We start from the raw sequence: 18,070 nt of genomic DNA, 5'->3' as shown, positions 1-18,070 counted from the left end.
TCCGAGCAAAACGACGGCATCGGCCAGATCAACGCAGCCGTCGGCCAGCTCGACCAGATGACCCAGCAAAACGCCGCCCTGGTCGAGCAGTCCGCCGCCGCCGCCGAGTCCCTGCGCGAACAGGCCCAGCGACTGGCTCAGGTCGTGGCCACCTTCCGGCTGCAAGAGCACAGCGCCGCAGCCTGAACCCTCGATCCCCCAGCCTGCGCCATGAGTCATCCATGAGCCACATGCAACTGCCCCCCGGGGCCGCGCTCGAGGCCCCCTCCCCGGTGGCTGACATCCAGCGCGAGTTCAGCTTCGACCGGCACGACTTCGAGCGGGTGCGCCGACTCATCTATCAGCGCGCCGGCATCAGCCTGCACGATGGCAAGCAGGCCATGGTGTACAGCCGGCTCTCGCGCCGCCTGCGTGAGACCGGCCACCGCTCCTTCGCCGCCTACCTGCAATGGCTGGAGCAGGCCCAGGGCCCACTGGCCGAAGCCGAGTGGCAGGAGTTCGTCAACTGCCTGACCACCAACCTGACCGCCTTCTTCCGCGAGGAGCACCACTTCAGCCTGCTGGCCGAGGCCCTGCGCCGCCGCGATCCGGCACGGTCGCTGCGCATCTGGTGCAATGCCGCCTCCACCGGCGAGGAACCCTACTCCATCGCAATGACCGTGATCGAAACCCTCGGTCCGGCCGCACCGGTGCGCATCCTCGCCAGCGACATCGACACCAAGGTGCTGGCCTCCGCCAGCCGTGGCGTCTATGCCCACGATGCCCGCGGGCTCTCGCCGCAGCGGCTCAAGCGCCACTTCCTGCGTGGCACGGGGCCCAATGCCGGCTTCATCCGGGTCAAGCCCGAACTGGCTCGCCTCGTCGAGTTCCGCCCCTTCAACCTGATGAGCAGCCATTGGGCGCTGGGCGATCCCTTCGACATCGTGTTCTGCCGCAACGTGATGATCTACTTCGATGCCCCGACGCAGCGCAAAGTGCTCGAACGCATGCACGCGGTGATGCACCCCGGGGCGCTGCTTTTCGTGGGCCATTCGGAGAACTTCACCGATTCGCGCGATCTCTTCCTTCTCCAGGGCAAGACCGTGTACCGCCGGGTGTGAGTCCGGCAACGACCGCCGCCGCTCAAGCCAGGGACTCTTCTGCCGAAATGACAACCATGCTTGCCTGCAGCACTCTCCCCAGCGCCGAAGCCCCGCCCTCCCGCCTGTCCGGGGGCTTCAGCGGCACGGCCGGCGCCCCCACGGGCTCACGCCTGGCCGCCCTGAAGGCGGCCCCGCGCAAGCCGGGCGAAGCCTCGTTTTTCTTCTACGACGCCCACTTCAAGGCCGAAGCCGTCAAGGTGCTGCCGGGTGAGTACTTCGTGCATGACGAGGACATCCTCATCATGACCACCCTGGGTTCGTGCATCGCCGCCTGTTTATGGGACCGCCAAGCCCGTGTGGGTGGGATGAACCACTTCATGCTGCCCGAGGCCGCCGGTGCGCAAGACGGCGGGCGCTACGGCTCCTTCGCCATGGAGTTGTTGATCAACGAGCTGCTCAAGCGCGGCGCCACGCGCAGCACCCTGGAGGCCAAGGTCTTTGGCGGCGGCCAGGTCATCAGCGGCATGCACACACTCAACGTGGGCCAGCGCAACACCGATTTCGTGCTGCAGTACCTGCACACCGAGCGCATCCCGGTGGTGTCCAAGGATGTGCTCGACATCTACCCGCGCAAGGTCTGCTTCCTGCCGGCCAGCGGCAAGGCCATGGTCAAACGCCTGGCCCCGAGCAACCCCGAAGCCCTGATCGCCCAGGAGCGTGCGGCCAGCCAGCGGGTGGTGCCCCCGGCCAGCGGCGCCGGCTCCATCGACCTGTTCTGAGAAAGTGCAAGCCATGTCCAAGATCCGAGCCGTGGTGGTCGACGATTCGGCCCTGGTGCGCAGCCTGCTCACCGAGATCATCAACCGCCAGCCCGACATGCAGTGCGTCGGCGCCGCGGCCGATCCCTATGCCGCGCGGGAAATGATCCGCAATCTGAATCCCGACGTCATCACGCTGGACGTGGAGATGCCCCGCATGGACGGCATCGACTTCCTCTCCAAGCTGATGCGCCTGCGCCCCATGCCGGTGGTGATGGTGTCCACGCTGACCGAGCGCGGCGCCGAGGTCACGCTGCGGGCGCTGGAGCTTGGCGCCGTGGACTTCGTGGCCAAGCCCAAGATCGGCATCGCCGACGGCCTGCAGCAGCTCGCCCAGGAGATCACCGAGAAGATCCGTGTGGCCGCCAAGGCCCAGGTGCGCAAACTCCCGTCGCCCGCCACCCCAGCCGGCCCGGCGTCCGACACCCGCCCACCCGCCCCGGCGGGTGTCGGACGCCTGTCTACCGAGAAGATCATCTTCATCGGCGCGTCCACCGGCGGCACTGAAGCCACACGCGAACTGCTCACGGCCTTGCCCGCCGACGCCCCGGCCGTGGTCATCACCCAGCACATGCCTGCCGGCTTCACGAGGAGCTACGCGGCGCGCCTGAACAGTCTGTGCCGCATCGTGGTGAAGGAGGCCCAGGACGGCGAGCGGGTGCTGCCCGGCCACGCCTACATCGCCCCAGGCGGCCAGCACCTGAGCATCGAGCGCTCAGGCGCCAACTACATCGCCCGCGTCCAGCTCGGCGAACCGGTGAACCGCCATATGCCGTCGGTGGAGGTGCTGTTCAAGTCCGCCGCCCGCGTCGTCGGCCCCAATGCCATTGGCGTGATGCTCACCGGCATGGGGGCCGACGGCGCCAAGGCCATGCGCGAGATGCGCGACGCCGGGGCCTACTGCGTGGCCCAGGACGAGGCCTCCTGCGTGGTGTTTGGCATGCCCCGCGAGGCCATCGCCGCCGGCGCAGTGCACGAGGTCCTGCCGCTGTCGAGGATCGCGCCGCACCTGATCGAGCACCTGCGCAGCACCGCCGGCCTGAGCCTCAACCGCGTCTGAGCACCCGGGCCACCACCTCGGCCGACAAAGGCTTGTCCAGCAGCGCCTCCATGCCGGCCGCCAGCGCCCGGGGTCGGTCGTCGGTGTCGGCACTCATCCCCACCACCCTCACCGATGCCCCGCCCGGCAGCGCGCGCAAGGCCCGCGTGAAGGCATAGCCATCCATGCGCGGCATGCGGCAGTCGGTCAACACCAGCGTGTGATGGTGCTCCTGCCACAGCACCAGGGCCTCGTGCCCGTCCTCGGCAATATCGACGAGGCAGCCTTCGCGCTCCAGCAACGTGGACACGAGCAACTGCTGCACGCGGTCGTCCTCGACCAGCAGCACGCGCACAGCGCCGGAAGGAACGGGAGACGGGGTCATGTCAGGGGACGGTCCAGGGCGATGCATCCAGCCGCCCATGCTGCCACGCAGGGCCCTGCGGTCAAGCCGGGGATCGGACCGACCCTCTCAACCAGGGGGGTCTTCCAGGAACAGGGCCTGCAGATCGCTCAGGAAGTCGAAGCCCTTCGCGGTGGGCCACACGCGCTGCCAGTCGCGCGCCACCAGGCCGCGGCGCTCGGCCTCGTCCAGGCCCGCGGCGATCGCCGACAGCGGCAGCCCTGTGCGCTGCCCGAACTGCGCCAGCTCGAAACCGTCCTTCAGGCGCAGGGCATTGAGCATGAATTCGAAAGGCAGTTGCTGGCGCGCCACCTCCTGCTCCTGCGCCACCGCCTGCCCGTCACGGGCCGCCGCCATGTAGCGCGCCGGCTCGCGGTAGCGGACCTGACGCACCACACGGTGCGGAAAGCTCAGCTTGCTGTGCGCACCGGCACCAATGCCCAGGTAGTCGCCAAAGCTCCAGTAATTCAGGTTGTGCACGCAGCGATGCCCGGGCCGCGCATAGGCCGAGACCTCGTAGCGCTCCAAAGCGGCGGCCGCCGTGCGCTCGGTGATGCGATCCAGCATCTCGAAGGCCAGGTCGTCGTCCGGCACCACGGGCGGATACTTCGCAAAATAGGTGTTCGGCTCGATCGTGAGGTGGTAGATCGACAAGTGCGGCGGCTCGAAGGCCAGCGCCTGGGCCAGGTCGGCCTCGAGCTCCTCCAGCGTCTGCCCCGGCAGGGCATACATCAGATCGAGGTTGAAGGTGTCGAAGCAGGCCCGGGCCTCCTCCAGCGCAGCCAGGGCCTGCCGGCGGTCGTGCACCCGGCCCAGGCGGCGCAGCTTGTCGTCGTCGAAGCTCTGCACCCCCACCGACAAGCGCGTCACCCCGGCCTGGCGATAGCCACGGAAACGGTCGCGCTCGAAGGTGCCGGGGTTGGCCTCCAGCGTCACCTCGCAGCCGGCCTCCAGCGGCAGCAGCGATCGCACATCGCCCAGCAGCCGGTCAATGGCCTCGGGCGAGAACAGGCTGGGGGTGCCGCCGCCGAGGAACACGCTGTGCACCTTGCGCCCCCACACCAGCGGCAGGGCAGCCTCCAGGTCGGCGCGCAGCGCATCGAGGTAGGCCGATTCGGGCAGCGCCGACGCCGCCCCGCCCCACTCGTGCGAATTGAAATCGCAGTACGGACACTTGCGCAGACACCAGGGCAGGTGCACATACAGCGACAGCGGCGGCAGCGCGGCCAGGCGCAGCGTGCCCTCGCGCAGGTAGCGCTGCGCCGCATCGGCCGGCGAGGCGGGAGACTCAGCCACGACCCCAGACCTCGCGCATCAGCTCACGCAGCCGTTGCGCGGCCAGCGCGCGGTGGCTGTGGGCATTCTTGGTGGCGGCGTCCAGTTCGGCCACGCTGCGGCCCAGCGCGGGGATGTAGACCAGCGGGTCGTAGCCGAAGCCGCCCTGTCCGCGCGGCGCCTCCAGGATCTCGCCTTCCCAGCGGCCCATCGCCACCAAAGGTTCGGGGTCGAAGGCATGACGCAGGGCCACCAGCACGCTGACGAAACGCGCGCGGCGCTGGCTCACGCCTTGCAGGCGGTCCAACAGCCGTTCATTGTTGGCGGCGTCCTGGGCCGCGCGCCGCATCTCGCGGTCGCCTTCGAGGGCCGGCGCAGGGGCGAACACCGCCGAGTGCACGCCCGGCTCGCCACCCAGCGCGTCCACGCACAGCCCGGAATCGTCGGCCAGGGCCGGCCCGCCGCTGGCGCGCGCCGCATGCCGCGCCTTGGCCAGCGCGTTCTCGATGAAGCTGTCGTGCGGCTCCTCGGCCTCGGCAATGCCCAGGCGGCCCTGAGGCACCAGCTCCAGGCCCAGGCCGCCGAGCAGCGCCTGCAGCTCGCTCAGCTTCTTCGCGTTGTTCGACGCCAGCACCACGCGCATCGCAGGGCTCACAATCCCAGGGCCGCACGCTGGGCAGCCAGCAGCTCGCGGATGCCCTTGTCAGCCAGCGCCAGCATCGCGTCCATCTCGGCACGTGTGAAGGCGGCGCCCTCGGCCGTGCCCTGCACCTCGACGAAGCCCCCGCTGCCGGTCATCACGACATTCATGTCGGTGTCGCAGGCCGAGTCTTCGACGTATTCCAGATCCAGCAGCGGCACCCCCTCCACCAGGCCCACCGAGACGGCCGCCACGGCATCGCGCAGCGGCGAGGACTCGATCAGGCCGCGCTGCAGCAGCCAGGAGACGGCATCGTGTGCGGCCACCCAGGCCCCGGTGATCGCCGCGGTGCGCGTGCCCCCGTCGGCCTGCAGCACGTCGCAGTCGAGCTGCAGCGTGCGCTCGCCAAGCCGGGCCAGATCGAAGACCGCACGCATCGAGCGGCCGATCAGGCGCTGGATCTCCTGGGTGCGCCCGCTTTGCTTGCCGCGCGCGGCCTCGCGGTCGCTGCGCGTGTGCGTCGAACGCGGCAGCATGCCGTACTCGGCCGTCACCCAGCCCTCGCCGCTGCCCTTCTTGTGCGGCGGCACCCGTTCCTCGACCGAGGCGGTGCACAGCACCTTCGTGTCGCCAAAGGCCACCAGCACCGAACCCTCGGCGTGCTTGGTGTAGTGTCGGGTGATGCTCACCGGGCGCAGCGCATCATGGGCGCGGCCCGCGGTTCTCTGGAACGGCATGGCAGGGGATCCTCGTTGAATCCGCTATTGTCCCCCGGCCAGGGGCGCGCCGGAAAGGAGGCTCACCCCTTCTTCTGCGACGAGCGCCTGATCGCTTCGTTGATCTCGCGGATCGAGCGCTCGATCTCGGCCTCGTCGAGATCGTCGGGTTCCTGGCCGAGCACGCTGGCCTGGATGGTCGAGGCGAAGACCTCCTCACCCAGGGTCTGGGTGGAGATCGCCCGCGTGGAGTCGTCGTCCTCCGAGGACTCCCACTCCACCGCCAGCACGGTGACGTTGTCGCTCTTGGCCCCGGCCTTGCGCAGCGCCATCTCCACCAGTTCGGGCACCGCATCGGCGATCGGCCGGGTGGCGAGCTGGTCGGTTATGACCTGGTCGGGCAAGGTGCCCCACAGGCCGTCGGAGCACAGCAAAATACGATCGCCCTGATGCAGCAGCAACGGGCCCACCGTGTCCACCACCGGCTTGCCCGGGCTGCCCAGGCAGGTGAACAGCACGTTGCGGTTGAAGCGTTCAGCCAGCCCCACCACCCCGTTGAGGGTTTCCTGCAGCTCGGAGTACGAATGGTCGCGCGTGCGTGCGATCAGCTTGTCGCCGCGCACGAGATACAGGCGCGAGTCGCCGCAATGGGCCCAGTACGCCGCACCGTTTTGCAACACGCAGGCCACCACCGTGGTGCGCGGCGTGTCGATCAGGGCCCGTTCGGTGGCATAGCGCAGCAACTGGTGGTGGCCGGCGATCACCGCATCGTGCAGGAAGCGGATCGGGTCCTTCAGCACAGGCTTGGCATCGCGCTGGAACAGCGCCGCCATGGTCTGCAGCGCGATCTGCGAGGCCATCTCGCCCTCGGGGTGGCCGCCCATGCCGTCGGCCAGCGCAAACAGCCCTGCGTCACGGGTGTAGCAGTAGCCCATGCGGTCTTCGTTCTTCTCGCGACCGCCCTTGCGGCTGACCTGGTAGACCGAAAACCTCATGTCGTCCTCGCCGATGACCGCACCCTCAGGCCGGCTTGCCGCCCTTGAGGTTTTCGAGCTGCAACTTCAGGCGCTCGCTGAAGCTCAGCTTGGTGTAGCGCCTCTCGGTCTCGCGCGCCAGCTCCTTTTGCAGCGCGAACACGCTTTGCGGGCGCGACAGCGGGTCCAGCGCCATGCACCACTCGGTCACCTCGATCAGGTTGTCCGAATAGATGTTGCGCAGCCGCGAGAGCGACAGCGCCAAGCGGTCCTTCTCCAGGCGCTGCGGCGCGTCGTTGGGTGGATAGCCCTGCATGCAGGCATAGATGCAGGCCCCGATCGCGTAGATGTCGGTCCACGGGCCCAGCGTGCCGTCGCGCCGGTACATCTCGGGCGCAGCGAAGCCGGGGGTATACATGGGCCGGATGAAGTTGCCTTCCTTGCTCAGCACCTCGCGCGCGGCGCCGAAGTCCAGCAAGACGGCCTTGTTGTCATTGGTGATGAAGATGTTGGCCGGCTTGATGTCCAGGTGCAGCATCTTGTGCTGATGCACGATGCGCAGGCCGCGCAGGATCTCGTCGAACAGCGAGCGGATCGTGGACTCGCGGAAGACCTTGTCGCGCTTGAGCTCGCGGGCCGTGACGATGAAGTCCTGCAGGGTGTCGCCCTGCAGGTAGTTCATCACCATGTAGACGGTCTCGTTCTCGCGGAAGAAATTGAGCACCGAGACCACGCTGGGGTGCGAAATCTGGGCCAGCGAACGGCCCTCCTCGAAGAAGCTCTTCAGGCCCAGGCGGTACAGCGGCTGCTTCTCCGGCTTGACCCGCGGGGCCAGCTCGCCCGGGGCGCGCTCGGCCAGCGAAGACGGCAGGTATTCCTTCAGCGCAACCAGGCGCTTTTCCTGGTCCTCGGCCAGGTAGACCACGCCAAAGCCCCCGGCCGCCAACTTCTTGATGACCTGGTAACCACCGACCACGGTGCCCGGCGGCAACGGGGAGGGCTTGGGCTTTGACATAATCGAATTTTGCAATGCGATAGGTGCGATGGCAGTTTATAGCATGACCGGCTACGCGAGCGCGTCCTCGCGAGCCCCGGTGGCGACGGCGGATGGAAGCCCTTTTCGCGCCGCAGGCGTGACGGTGGAGTTGCGCTCGGTCAACAGCCGCTTCCTGGACCTCACGTTTCGGCTGCCCGACGAACTGCGCGCCCTCGAGCCGGCCCTGCGCGAGTTGCTCGCGTCCCGGCTACGGCGCGGCAAGATCGAGTTGCGGCTGAACGCCCAACGGGAGGCCGACGATGCCTGGCCCCGGCCGCAGCCCGATCAGCTCGGCCGCCTGGCCCGGCTGGAGGCGATGGTGCAGACCTGGCTGCCCCGCGCCCAGCCCTTGTCCGTGCACGAAGCCCTGCAATGGTGCAAGGGCGGTGGCGGGGTCGAACGCCTGGACGAGGCTGCCCTGGCGGCCGCGCGCGAGTGCCTCGAGGCCCTGGAGGAGGCCCGCGCCCGCGAGGGCGAGCGACTGGTCGACATCCTGATGCAGCGCATCGTCAAGCTGCGCGAGCTGGCCAGCCAGGCCGCCCCGCTGGTGCCCCAGGTGGTGCAGCGCCAGCAGGAGCGTTTCCTGGAACGCTGGCAGCAGGCCTTGGAATCCGCCGGCGCCGCCCAGAGCATGAGCGCCGAGGCGCAGCGCGAGCGCGCGCTGAGCGAAGCCGCCGCCTACGCCTTGCGCATCGACGTGGCCGAAGAACTCTCACGCCTGGCCGCGCATCTCGACGAGATCGAGCGGTTGCTCGACAAGGGCGGAGAGATCGGCAAGCGGCTCGATTTCCTCATCCAGGAACTGCACCGCGAGGCCAACACCCTGGGCTCGAAGTCGGCCGCGTTGGAGCTCACGCAGATCTCCGTGGAGATGAAGGTGCTCATCGAGCAGATGCGCGAACAGGTGCAGAACATCGAGTGACCAAGGACCCCGAAATGGACTACCCCGGCAACCTCTTCGTCGTCGCCGCCCCCAGCGGGGCTGGCAAGTCCAGCCTGGTCAAGGCCCTGCTGGAGCTCGATTCCCGCCTGAACGTCTCGGTCTCGCACACCACCCGCGCCCCCCGGGGGCAGGAGGTGGACGGACGCGAGTACCACTTCGTCACCGAGCCCGAGTTTCAGGCGATGATCGAGCGCGGCGAGTTCTTCGAGTGGGCCCGAGTGCATGGCAACCTCTACGGCACCTCACGGGCGGCCATCGAGGCCCGCATGGCCGCCGGCGAGGATGTGATCCTGGAGATCGACTGGCAGGGCGCGCTGCAGATCAAGCAGCTCTTCCCCAACGCCGTGCTGATCTTCATCCTCCCGCCCAGTTGGGATGAGCTGTTGCAGCGCCTGCGCCGCCGCGGGGAGGACGGCGAGGATGTGATCGCCACCCGCATGGCCAACGCCCGCACGGAGGTGGCGCAGGCCCAGCACTTCGACTTCGTTATAATCAATGCCCTGTTCGAGACGGCTCTTTTCGACCTGAAAGCCATCGTGCATGCGCAGCGGCTCAAGTACGCCGCCCAGCGTCGCGCCAGGAAAGCCGTCTTCGAGGCCCTCAACCTGAGCTGACCCACAAGGCGCGCCCCGGCGCGCCCTTCGGAGTGTCCATGGCCCGCATCACCGTCGAAGACTGCCTGAAGAAGATCCCGAACCGCTTCCAGCTCGTGCTGGCGGCCACCTACCGCGCCCGCATGCTCAGCCAGGGTCACGCCCCGAAGATCGAGACCAAAAACAAGCCCGGCGTGACCGCGCTGCGCGAGATCGCCGCCGGCGAGGTCGGACTGGAGATGCTGCGCAAGGTCCCGATCTGACCCGCGTCGCGCCCCCTCGACGACGGCGGGCTCTCTCGACGACCCCGTCGCACCGCGCCCGATCCCGCATCGGGCGCGGTCGTATTGGGTGTTGGCAGGCAATGGTGGACAATCCGCGCTAAATTCCCGCCATGGCCGCCCGATCCGCCACCGCTCCCGTTGCCGCCAGCAAGCGCCCGCCTGCGCCCGAGGCGGTGGCGCCTGCCCACGCCGATGCCGCAGCGGCCTCCTTCGCGGCCCTCACCCACAAGCTCGACTACCTCGACGAAGCCGACATCCGGCGTATCCGCGAGGCCTACAAGTACGCCGATGCGGCCCACCTGGGCCAGTTCCGCGCCAGTGGGGAACCCTACATCACCCACCCGATCGCGGTGGCGGGCCTGTGCAGCGAGTGGAAGCTCGATGCCCAGGCCATCATGGCCGCACTGATGCACGACGTGATGGAGGACAGCGGCGCCACCAAGCTCGAGCTGGCCGAACGCTTCGGCACCGCCACCGCCGAACTCGTGGACGGGCTCACCAAGCTGGACAAGCTCCAGTTCTCCACGCGCGAGGAGTCCCAGGCGGAATCCTTCCGCAAAATGCTGCTGGCGATGGCGCGCGACGTGCGTGTCGTGCTGATCAAGCTGGCCGACCGGCTGCACAACATGCGCACGATGCAGGCCATGCCGCCGGCCAAGCGCGAGCGCATCGCCCGTGAGACCCTGGACATCTACGCCCCCATCGCCCACCGGCTGGGCCTGAACCAGGTCTACCGCGAGCTGCAGGAGCTGTCCTTCGCCCACCTGCTGCCCTGGCGCTACGCGGCCCTGAACAAGGCCGTGCAGCGCGCCCGTGGCTACCGGCGCGACCTGGTCAACCGCATCCAGGCCGACGTGGAGAAGGCCTTCGCCGAATCCTCGCTGAAGATCCAGATCTACGGCCGCGAGAAGACGCTCTACTCCATCTACACCAAGATGCGAGAAAAGCACCTGAGCTTCGCACAGGTGAGCGACATCTTCGGTTTTCGCATCGTGGTCAACACCCTGCCGGAGTGTTATCTGGCCCTGGGCGTGCTGCACCAGCTCTACAAGCCCATGCCTGGGCGCTTCAAGGACTACATCGCCATTCCCAAGGCCAACGGCTACCAGTCGCTGCACACCACGCTGGTGAGCCCGCTCGGCACCGCGGTGGAGTTCCAGATCCGCACCGAGGCGATGCACATGGTGGCCGAAAAGGGCATCGCGGCGCACTGGCTGTACAAGGCGGGCGATGCTGCCGAGGCCTCCGAGGCGCAGCGTCTGGGCACGGTGTCGCTGCAGTCGCTGCTGGACATCCAGGACGAGACACGCGACGCCGCCGAGTTCCTCGAGCATGTCAAGGTGGACCTCTTTCCCGATGCGGTCTACGTCTTCACCCCCAAGTCGAAGATCCTGGCGCTGCCGCGCGGGGCCACGCCGGTGGACTTCGCCTACGCCATCCACTCCGACATCGGCAACCACATCGTCGCCGCGAAGGTCAACGGCGAGCAGGTGCCGCTGCGCACCGAGCTGCGCAGCGGCGATGTGGTGGAGGTGATCACCGCGCCCGTCTCGAGGCCCAACCCGGCCTGGCTGAGCTTCGTGCGCACCGGCCGGGCGCGCTCGAAGATCCGGCACTACCTGAAGAACATGAAGCAGGAGGAGTCGCTGGATCTGGGCGAGAAGCTGCTGGCGCAGGCCATGCGCGGCGAAGGCCTGCACATGCCCGCCGGCGACGAGACCCATGGCCCGGCCACCGCGCTGTGGCAGACGCTGATCCGCTGGAGTGGCAACCGCAGCAAACGCGAACTGCTGATCGACATCGGCCTGGGCCGCAAGATCGCCACCATCGTGGCCAAGCGCCTGGCCAAACTGCTGGTCGAGGCCGGCACCAAGCCCGACGCGCTGACCCTGTCGATGAGCCGCTATCTCACCGACGACATCACCCCCACCCAGGCGATGATCACCCTGGACGGCAGCGAGGGTGGCACGGTGCAGATGGCCACCTGCTGTCGCCCCATTCCGGGCGATGCGATCGTGGGCTATCTGGGCCGGGGCGAAGGGCTGGTGGTGCACACCGGCGAGTGCAACGTCGGCAAACGCCTGTACCAACGCGACAGCGAACGATGGATCGCCGTGGAATGGGCCGAGGAGCTCACGCGCAGCTTCGACACGGCCGTCACACTGCTGGTGCTCAACCAGAAAGGGGTGCTGGCCAAGGTGGCCCAGGCCGTCAGCGAAGCCGAGGCCGACATCACCCACATCGACATGGGCCATGACCCCGGGCAGTCGACCACCGAACTGAAGCTGCTGCTGTCGGTGCGCGACCGCGTCCACCTGGCCCAGGTGCTGCGCACGCTCAAGCGCTCACCGCTGGTGCTGCGGGTGGCGCGGGTCAAGTCTCACTGAGGGGCGCCCGGTGCCGGGTAGCGCACCTCCAGGATCTCGATTCGCTCCACCCCGCCGGGTGTGACCAGGGACACCTCGTCGCCCTCCCGGGCGCGCAGCAAGGCCCACGCGATCGGTGAGACCCAGCTCACCTCCCCTTGCAAGGGATCGACCTCGTCGACGCCCTTGATCGTCACCGTGCGCTCCTCGCCGCGCGCGTTGGCGTAGGTGACGGTGGCACCGAAGAAGACCTGGTCCTTGCCGTGATGGATGGAGGGATCGGCCACCTCGGCAATCTCCAGGCGCTTGGTGAGGTAGCGGATGCGACGGTCGATCTCGCGCAGCCGCTTCTTGCCGTAGAGATAGTCGCCGTTCTCGGAACGGTCGCCGTTGGAGGCCGCCCAGGACACCACCTCGACGACCTTGGGCCGTTCGTCGTTGACCAGCGCCACCAGCTCAGCCCGCAGCCGGGCGTAGCCCTGAGGCGTCATGTAGTTGCGCGCGCCTTGCGGCAGGGCAGGCAGCTCGGGCGCGTCGTCGTCCCCGGCGGTGTCGCTTTCCTTCGTGAATGCCTTGCTCATCTCACCCCCTGACAGGCGGTGGGAATCAGGACTTCTCGAGGTCCTTGCAGGAGGGCTTGCACACCATCTCGGTGCGCCCCAGCACACGCTTGGGCTGGAGCTGGTCGGGCGTGCGGTGCTTGCCGCACTTGAAGCACGAGCGGGTGTTGCCGTTGCCCACGAAGGGCGAGCCGCCCACCTTGGAGCGGTAGCGCAGCCCATCTTCCTTGATCTTGGTGGTGACCGGTTTGCTGCTCATGACTGGAAGCCTTCGGATATCGTGCCGACTGCGGCGCTGCACACGCCACGCCGACCGCCGCCGCGCCGGGATGAACCGGAACGCCAGGACGGCGCAGGGGGCCGGGCATGCGAGCTGTCGGTGCGCAAGGCCGGGATGCGGCCGGTTGGGGACAGGAAGGCACGGCGCCAGGCCGTGCCACGCCTTCGTTCGCAGGGCCAATGCCGTGGACCACGGCCCGTCGGCCAGGGCCACCCGACGGTGTGCTGACGGTGTGCTGCGCTCTGCGAGCGACCGAATATTGTACCTCGGAGCAGCCTGCCCTGCGGGCTCAGGCGTGGAAGCCTCGGCCTTGGGCGGCCAGCCGGCGCAGCAGCGCGGCAGGCTGCCAGGACGGGTCGGCCCCCGGCTCGGCGGCAAAGCGTTCCAGGCAGCGCAGCACCTCGGCCAGGCCCACGGTATCGGCGTAGTACATCGGCCCGCCCCGATGCTTCGGAAAGCCGTAGCCGTGGAGGTAGACGAGGTCGATGTCCGAGGCGCGTGCAGCGATGCCTTCCTCCAGGATGCGTGCGCCCTCGTTCACCAGGGCATAGATGCAGCGCTGCACCACCTCCTCGTCGCTGATCGCACGCGGCGTGATGCCCCGGGCGGCACGGTAGTCGACGATGAGCTGCTCGGTCACCGGATCGGGCAGCGGCTCGCGGCTGCCGGCCTCGTAGCGATACCAGCCCGCGCCCGTCTTCTGCCCGAAGCGGCCGGCCTCGCAAAGCATGTCGGCCACGCTGGGTTGCAGGGGCACGCCCGCCTCGGCCGCACGCCGCTTGCGCGTGGCCCAGCCGATGTCCAGGCCTGCCAGGTCGCCCATGCGGAAAGGGCCCATGGCCATGCCAAAGGCCTGCAAGGCGCCGTCGACCTGCTGCGGCAGCGCCCCGGCGTGGATCAGGCCCTGCGCAGCCGCGCCGTAGCGCGCGAGCATGCGGTTGCCGATGAAGCCGTCGCACACGCCCGACACCACCGCCACCTTGCCGATGGTCTTGGCCAGCGCCATGCTGGTGGCCAGTACATCGGGTGCCGTCTTGGCGCCACGTACCACCTCGAGCAGGCGCATCACGTTGGCCGGGCTGAAAAAGTGCAGGCCCAGCACATCCTGCGGGCGCTTCGTGAAGGCGGCGATGCGGTCGATGTTGAGGTAGGAGGTGTTCGACGCCAAGACGGCGCCCGGCTGGACGATGTCATCGAGCGTCTTGAAGACCGTTTCCTTGACGCTCATGTCCTCGAACACCGCTTCGATGACGAGATCGACATCGTGCAAGGCGTCGTAGGCCAGCGTGGGCGTGATCAAGGCCATGCGCGCCTGGACCTGCTCGGCCGTGAGCTTGCCCTTCTTCACCGAGTTCTCGTAGTTGCGGCCGATGGTGGCCAGGCCGCGGTCGAGCGCCTCCTGCTTCATCTCCAGCAGCACGACGGGCAACCCGGCATTGAGGAAGTTCATCGTGATGCCGCCGCCCATGGTGCCCGCGCCGACCACGCCCACCTTGCGCACTGTACGCAGCGGCGTGTCGGCCGGCACGTCGGGAATCTGCGCGGCCACACGCTCGGCGCGCTCGATGAAGGCAGCGACCTGCGGCGGCACGTCGGCCTGGGCGGGACGGGAAGACAAAGAGGCACTGCTCATGAAAGCTCCAAAGGAGACGGGATAAATGTTCTGCATTGCAGAACAAGATGCTGAAAACGTTTCATGCTAGCCAGCCATGGGCGGGCTGTAAACCGCCGCTCAGGACGCGGCCCGGCGCTCGCGCTCTTGCAGCTCGCGCCACATCACCTTGCCGGTACCCGACTTGGGCAGGCTGTCGACGAACTCGACGATGCGCGGCACCTTGTAGGCCGCCATGTGCTCGTGCGACCAGTCGATGATCTGCTGCTCGCTCACCTCGCCGGCCACCCCGGGCTTGCGTACGATCACGGCCTTGACGGTTTCGCCCCGGCGCGGGTCGAGCGCGGCGATGACGCAGGCCTCCTGCACGGCCGGGTGCTGATACAGCAGCGCCTCCACTTCGGCAGGCCACACCTTGAAACCGGCCGCGTTGATCATGCGCTTGAGCCGGTCGATGAAGAAGAAGTAGCCGTCCTCGTCGGTGGTGCCCAGATCACCGGTGCGCAAGAAGCGCTTGCCGTCGATCTCGACGAAGGCCTGGGCCGTGGCCTCGGGCTGGTTCCAGTAGCCCAGCATCACCTGCGGGCCGTGCAAGACGATCTCGCCCACCTCCCCCGGGGGCAGCTCGCGCCAAGTCGCCGGGTCGACCACACGCGCGTCCACATCGAACAGCGGCACGCCCAGACACTGGGCCTTGGGGGCATCGGGCGGGTTGCTGTGCGTGGCGGCCATGGTCTCGGTCATGCCGTAGCCTTCGCCATAGCGCAGGCCCAGCTTGTGTTCGAGCGCATGGGCCACGGCCTTGGGCATGGCCGCGCCGCCGCCGGCGATGCGGCGCAGGCTGCTGAGGTCGTAATCGGGCAGGCGCGGGTTGGCCACGAAGTCGATCACCATCGCGGTGATGAGGGCCAGGCCGTAGACGCCATGCTTTTGCACACACAAGGCGCAGGCGTCGCGGTCCCACCGGGGCAGGATCACGATGGTGCTGCCGGTGTACAGCGGCCCGTTCATGCCGGCCTGCATGCCGGTGACGTGGAAGAGCGGCAGGATGGCCATGCCCACCTGGCCGGCGTTGGCCTTCCACCAGATGCTGCCGGCCGCAACGTTGTACATGGTGGTGCGGTGGGTGTGCATGCAGCCCTTGGGCTGCCCGGTGGTGCCCGAGGTGTAGGGCATCACGGCCAGATCGTCCGGGCCGGCGAAGATCGGGCCGGGGCGCAGCCGGGCGGCGATCACCTCGTTCCAGGCGACGGCGCCGGGGGTGCCGAGGGCCATGCGCTTGGCCGACACGAACTCGGGCACCGGCAGGTCGGTGGGCTCGGTGGCGTAGTCGCCATAGGTGGCGACGATCAGATGCTCGAGCACTCGGCCCAGCAGGGGCTCCATGCGCCCGTAAAGCTCCTGGGCCACGAAGGCCACGCGTGCACCGCTGTCGCGCGCGTAGTGCTCCAGCTCCGCCGTGAGGTTCATCGGGTTGACCGGCACGACCACCGCATCGGCACGCAAGATGCCGTAGTAGGCCAGCATGAACTGGGGGCTGTTCTGCATGTCCAGCAGCACCCGATCGCCTTTGCGCACCCCACACACCTGTTGCAGGTAGCCCGCGATGCGTTCGGTCTCGTCCTGGAAACGCGCGAAGGTGAGCGGCGTGTCGTAGAAGATGAGGAACGGCTTGTCGGGGTAGCGCATCGCCGAGACCTCGACGTTGCGGTACAGATGCGTCTGCGGCACGTGCAGGTGCCGCGTGGCGTGCTCCGGCCAGAAGGCGAAATGCCGGTCGGACATGGGCGAGTTCCTTCCTGTCGATGCGTCGATGAACGGCGTGATGGACCACTGCCGGTGACGCCGCTTCCGATCGTAGTGAGCACGATCCGCCAGGTAAAGCCTGTGCGATCAGGGTAAGCATCGAGACGCTGCGTCACCTTGGCGACAAAGCATGACGGCCGGTTCCGCCCTGCGATCCGATCCCGCGCGCGGCTCCACAATCACCAACTGTGTGTCGCATGACGAGGCCGCCATGGATGCGTCTGAGCCCTATGCCGAGTGGATCGGCCGATCCGAGCATCGGCATGACATCGTCACCCCAGGTCCGGTGGCCGCCTTGGCGGCCGTGCTCGATCGCGAGGATCCGCCGCCAGGCCCCGGCGATGTGCTGCCGCCACTGTGGCACTGGCTGTACTTCCTGCCTTTGCATCGACAGTCGCAACTGGGAGCCGACGGTCATGCCCGCCGCGGCGATTTCCTGCCACCAGTGCGCCTGCCGCGACGCATGTGGGCCGGCGGGCGGCTGAACTTCATCGAGCCGCTTCGCATCGGGCAGGCGATCGAGCGCAGCTCGCGCATCACCGGGATTCGATCGACCCAAGGTCGTTCGGGTGCGCTGGTGTTCGTCACGGTCCGCCATGAGGTGCACCAAGCCGCTGGCCTGGCACTGGAGGAAGAACACGACATCGTCTACCGGGAACGGCCCGGGCCCGCACCAGCGACCGCCGACCGCACGGGCCACGGCGCCTCCGAGACCGTCCCGCAGGCTCGGACCTGGTCGCGCAAGATCACCCCCGATCCGGTGCTGCTGTTCCGCTACTCGGCGCTCACCTTCAACGGCCACCGCATCCATTACGACCGCACCTACGCCACGCAGGCCGAAGGCTACCCGGGCTTGGTGGTGCATGGTCCGCTGATCGCCACGCTGCTGCTGGAGTGGCTGCACCGCGAACAAGGGCCCATGACGGTGCGTCAATTCAGCTTCCGGGCCGTGCGCGCGCTGTTCGACATCCACCCCTTTACGCTGCACGCGGCGGCCGGGACCGAAGGCCGCGTCCGACTGTGGGCCACCGATCATGAAGGCGCCTTGGCAATGAGCGCCACGGCGCAGCTGGCCTGAGCGCGAGGGCCGCCTGCGGCGGCACGTGACCAGGCGAGCGCTCAGGAAACGGCCTTCAGATGCGGCACAATCGCGCGACCCGAATGGATCGGGCATTTCTTTGAACTCTGATATCGAACGCATGAACAAGACCGAACTGGTTGAACACCTGGCTTCCAAGCACGATCTGTCCAAGGCCGAGGCCGGCCGCATCCTGGAGACCCTGCTCGACGCGATCGTCACGAGCGTCAAGAAGGGGGATGCCGTGACGCTGCCGGGCTTCGGCTCTTTCAAGCAGCACGCCCGCGCCGCCCGCAACGGCGTGAACCCCGCCACCGGCGCCAAGATCAAGATCGCTGCGGCCAAGCTGCCCAAGTTCACCCCGGGCGCCGGCTTCAAGGCCGCCGTGGACCCCAAGGCCGCCGCCCGCAAGGCCGCCAAGGCTCCGGCCCCCAAGGCCGCGGCCAAGAAGGCCCCCAAGAAGGGCAAGTGAGGACCGGGGCCCTGCGGCCCCGTCCCGACGGCATCGAAAAGCCGGCACCCGCCGGCTTCTTCGTCAACGGAGATTCGTGCCGGCTGCATCGAG

General features: G+C 68.1%; 18 protein-coding genes and 2 pseudogenes. 10 read left to right on the top strand and 10 right to left on the bottom strand.

The features are described from left to right. The 4 genes and pseudogenes from AC1ECW_RS14850 to AC1ECW_RS14835 all read left to right on the top strand — a co-directional run. A pseudogene (locus AC1ECW_RS14850) lies at positions 1–186 on the top strand (methyl-accepting chemotaxis protein); the annotation flags it as partial. Between the two features lie 44 nt (positions 187–230). Further along, complete coding sequence (locus AC1ECW_RS14845) at positions 231–1,100, top strand: CheR family methyltransferase (RefSeq protein ID WP_409702088.1); 870 nt, start codon at positions 231–233, stop codon at positions 1,098–1,100. 47 nt (positions 1,101–1,147) lie between these two features. After that, entirely contained in the window at positions 1,148–1,861 is a 714-nt protein-coding gene (gene cheD / locus AC1ECW_RS14840) for a chemoreceptor glutamine deamidase CheD (RefSeq protein WP_409702082.1), read from the top strand. A gap of 13 nt (positions 1,862–1,874) precedes the next feature. After that, positions 1,875–2,960, top strand: coding sequence for a protein-glutamate methylesterase/protein-glutamine glutaminase (locus tag AC1ECW_RS14835; RefSeq protein WP_409702080.1), 1,086 nt, complete (start codon positions 1,875–1,877; stop codon positions 2,958–2,960). On the opposite strand, the gene AC1ECW_RS14830 is transcribed toward AC1ECW_RS14835, so the two are convergent. From AC1ECW_RS14830 to AC1ECW_RS14805, 6 genes are all read right to left on the bottom strand, one after another. Further along, entirely contained in the window at positions 2,947–3,324 is a 378-nt protein-coding gene (locus tag AC1ECW_RS14830; protein WP_409702078.1) for a response regulator, read from the bottom strand. The two genes, AC1ECW_RS14835 and AC1ECW_RS14830, sit on opposite strands and share 14 nt — an antisense overlap. An 87-nt stretch (positions 3,325–3,411) precedes the next feature. Next, on the bottom strand, positions 3,412–4,638 hold the full coding sequence (gene hemW, locus AC1ECW_RS14825) for a radical SAM family heme chaperone HemW (protein WP_409702076.1): 1,227 nt from the start codon (positions 4,636–4,638) through the stop codon (positions 3,412–3,414). After that, positions 4,631–5,260, bottom strand: a complete 630-nt coding sequence (gene rdgB / locus AC1ECW_RS14820) for an RdgB/HAM1 family non-canonical purine NTP pyrophosphatase (protein ID WP_481202140.1) — start codon at positions 5,258–5,260, stop codon at positions 4,631–4,633. The genes hemW and rdgB overlap by 8 nt, the downstream gene beginning before the upstream one ends. 8 nt (positions 5,261–5,268) lie before the next feature. Beyond that, the gene (gene rph / locus AC1ECW_RS14815; RefSeq protein WP_409702072.1) at positions 5,269–5,994 is read right to left on the bottom strand and encodes a ribonuclease PH; all 726 of its coding nucleotides are present in this window, start codon (positions 5,992–5,994) and stop codon (positions 5,269–5,271) included. A 62-nt stretch (positions 5,995–6,056) separates the two neighbouring features. Next, positions 6,057–6,968: a PP2C family protein-serine/threonine phosphatase gene (locus tag AC1ECW_RS14810; RefSeq protein ID WP_409702070.1), complete on the bottom strand. Its 912-nt coding sequence runs from the start codon at positions 6,966–6,968 to the stop codon at positions 6,057–6,059. Positions 6,969–6,993: 25 nt separating this feature from the next. Continuing rightward, positions 6,994–7,962: a serine/threonine protein kinase gene (locus AC1ECW_RS14805; protein WP_409660798.1), complete on the bottom strand. Its 969-nt coding sequence runs from the start codon at positions 7,960–7,962 to the stop codon at positions 6,994–6,996. Between the two features lie 43 nt (positions 7,963–8,005). On the opposite strand from AC1ECW_RS14805, the gene AC1ECW_RS14800 reads away from it, so the two are divergent. The 4 genes from AC1ECW_RS14800 to AC1ECW_RS14785 all read left to right on the top strand — a co-directional run bounded on the left by AC1ECW_RS14800 (position 8,006) and on the right by AC1ECW_RS14785 (position 12,190). Continuing rightward, positions 8,006–8,905: a YicC/YloC family endoribonuclease gene (locus tag AC1ECW_RS14800; protein ID WP_481202139.1), complete on the top strand. Its 900-nt coding sequence runs from the start codon at positions 8,006–8,008 to the stop codon at positions 8,903–8,905. A 14-nt stretch (positions 8,906–8,919) separates the two neighbouring features. Continuing rightward, positions 8,920–9,540, top strand: coding sequence for a guanylate kinase (gene gmk / locus AC1ECW_RS14795; RefSeq protein ID WP_409702064.1), 621 nt, complete (start codon positions 8,920–8,922; stop codon positions 9,538–9,540). 38 nt (positions 9,541–9,578) lie between these two features. Then, positions 9,579–9,782, top strand: a complete 204-nt coding sequence (gene rpoZ, locus AC1ECW_RS14790; RefSeq protein ID WP_409702062.1) for a DNA-directed RNA polymerase subunit omega — start codon at positions 9,579–9,581, stop codon at positions 9,780–9,782. Positions 9,783–9,913: 131 nt separating this feature from the next. Then, the gene (locus AC1ECW_RS14785; RefSeq protein ID WP_409702061.1) at positions 9,914–12,190 is read left to right on the top strand and encodes a RelA/SpoT family protein; all 2,277 of its coding nucleotides are present in this window, start codon (positions 9,914–9,916) and stop codon (positions 12,188–12,190) included. On the opposite strand, the gene greB is transcribed toward AC1ECW_RS14785, so the two are convergent. The 4 genes and pseudogenes from greB to AC1ECW_RS14765 form a co-directional block, all read right to left on the bottom strand. Next, complete coding sequence (gene greB / locus AC1ECW_RS14780; protein WP_409702059.1) at positions 12,184–12,750, bottom strand: transcription elongation factor GreB; 567 nt, start codon at positions 12,748–12,750, stop codon at positions 12,184–12,186. The two genes, AC1ECW_RS14785 and greB, sit on opposite strands and share 7 nt — an antisense overlap. Before the next feature lie 25 nt (positions 12,751–12,775). Then, positions 12,776–12,988, bottom strand: a complete 213-nt coding sequence (locus tag AC1ECW_RS14775; RefSeq protein WP_409660815.1) for a hypothetical protein — start codon at positions 12,986–12,988, stop codon at positions 12,776–12,778. Positions 12,989–13,298: 310 nt separating this feature from the next. Beyond that, a pseudogene (locus AC1ECW_RS14770) lies at positions 13,299–14,567 on the bottom strand (3-hydroxyacyl-CoA dehydrogenase); the annotation flags it as partial. A 174-nt stretch (positions 14,568–14,741) separates the two neighbouring features. Then, on the bottom strand, positions 14,742–16,406 hold the full coding sequence (locus AC1ECW_RS14765) for a long-chain fatty acid--CoA ligase (protein WP_481202138.1): 1,665 nt from the start codon (positions 16,404–16,406) through the stop codon (positions 14,742–14,744). Between the two features lie 232 nt (positions 16,407–16,638). Between AC1ECW_RS14765 and AC1ECW_RS14760 the strand changes: the two genes are divergently transcribed. Both AC1ECW_RS14760 and AC1ECW_RS14755 read left to right on the top strand, forming a co-directional pair. Continuing rightward, positions 16,639–17,505, top strand: coding sequence for an HTD2 family dehydratase (locus AC1ECW_RS14760; RefSeq protein WP_481202137.1), 867 nt, complete (start codon positions 16,639–16,641; stop codon positions 17,503–17,505). 121 nt (positions 17,506–17,626) lie between these two features. Next, entirely contained in the window at positions 17,627–17,977 is a 351-nt protein-coding gene (locus AC1ECW_RS14755; protein WP_409702053.1) for an HU family DNA-binding protein, read from the top strand. Positions 17,978–18,070 lie beyond the last annotated feature (93 nt).

The organism is Caldimonas hydrothermalis (assembly GCF_056746695.1).
This window is presented reverse-complemented; position numbering and strand designations above follow the sequence as displayed.

Coding starts and splice junctions, on each gene's coding strand:
- AC1ECW_RS14845 (WP_409702088.1), top strand. CDS start 231: ATGCAACTGCCCCCCGGGGCCGCGCTCGAGGCCCCCTCCCCGGTGGCT.
- cheD (WP_409702082.1), top strand. CDS start 1,148: ATGACAACCATGCTTGCCTGCAGCACTCTCCCCAGCGCCGAAGCCCCG.
- AC1ECW_RS14835 (WP_409702080.1), top strand. CDS start 1,875: ATGTCCAAGATCCGAGCCGTGGTGGTCGACGATTCGGCCCTGGTGCGC.
- AC1ECW_RS14830 (WP_409702078.1), bottom strand. CDS start 3,324: ATGACCCCGTCTCCCGTTCCTTCCGGCGCTGTGCGCGTGCTGCTGGTC.
- rdgB (WP_481202140.1), bottom strand. CDS start 5,260: ATGCGCGTGGTGCTGGCGTCGAACAACGCGAAGAAGCTGAGCGAGCTG.
- rph (WP_409702072.1), bottom strand. CDS start 5,994: ATGCCGTTCCAGAGAACCGCGGGCCGCGCCCATGATGCGCTGCGCCCG.
- AC1ECW_RS14810 (WP_409702070.1), bottom strand. CDS start 6,968: ATGAGGTTTTCGGTCTACCAGGTCAGCCGCAAGGGCGGTCGCGAGAAG.
- AC1ECW_RS14805 (WP_409660798.1), bottom strand. CDS start 7,962: ATGTCAAAGCCCAAGCCCTCCCCGTTGCCGCCGGGCACCGTGGTCGGT.
- AC1ECW_RS14800 (WP_481202139.1), top strand. CDS start 8,006: ATGACCGGCTACGCGAGCGCGTCCTCGCGAGCCCCGGTGGCGACGGCG.
- gmk (WP_409702064.1), top strand. CDS start 8,920: ATGGACTACCCCGGCAACCTCTTCGTCGTCGCCGCCCCCAGCGGGGCT.
- rpoZ (WP_409702062.1), top strand. CDS start 9,579: ATGGCCCGCATCACCGTCGAAGACTGCCTGAAGAAGATCCCGAACCGC.
- AC1ECW_RS14785 (WP_409702061.1), top strand. CDS start 9,914: ATGGCCGCCCGATCCGCCACCGCTCCCGTTGCCGCCAGCAAGCGCCCG.
- greB (WP_409702059.1), bottom strand. CDS start 12,750: ATGAGCAAGGCATTCACGAAGGAAAGCGACACCGCCGGGGACGACGAC.
- AC1ECW_RS14775 (WP_409660815.1), bottom strand. CDS start 12,988: ATGAGCAGCAAACCGGTCACCACCAAGATCAAGGAAGATGGGCTGCGC.
- AC1ECW_RS14765 (WP_481202138.1), bottom strand. CDS start 16,406: ATGTCCGACCGGCATTTCGCCTTCTGGCCGGAGCACGCCACGCGGCAC.
- AC1ECW_RS14760 (WP_481202137.1), top strand. CDS start 16,639: ATGGATGCGTCTGAGCCCTATGCCGAGTGGATCGGCCGATCCGAGCAT.
- AC1ECW_RS14755 (WP_409702053.1), top strand. CDS start 17,627: ATGAACAAGACCGAACTGGTTGAACACCTGGCTTCCAAGCACGATCTG.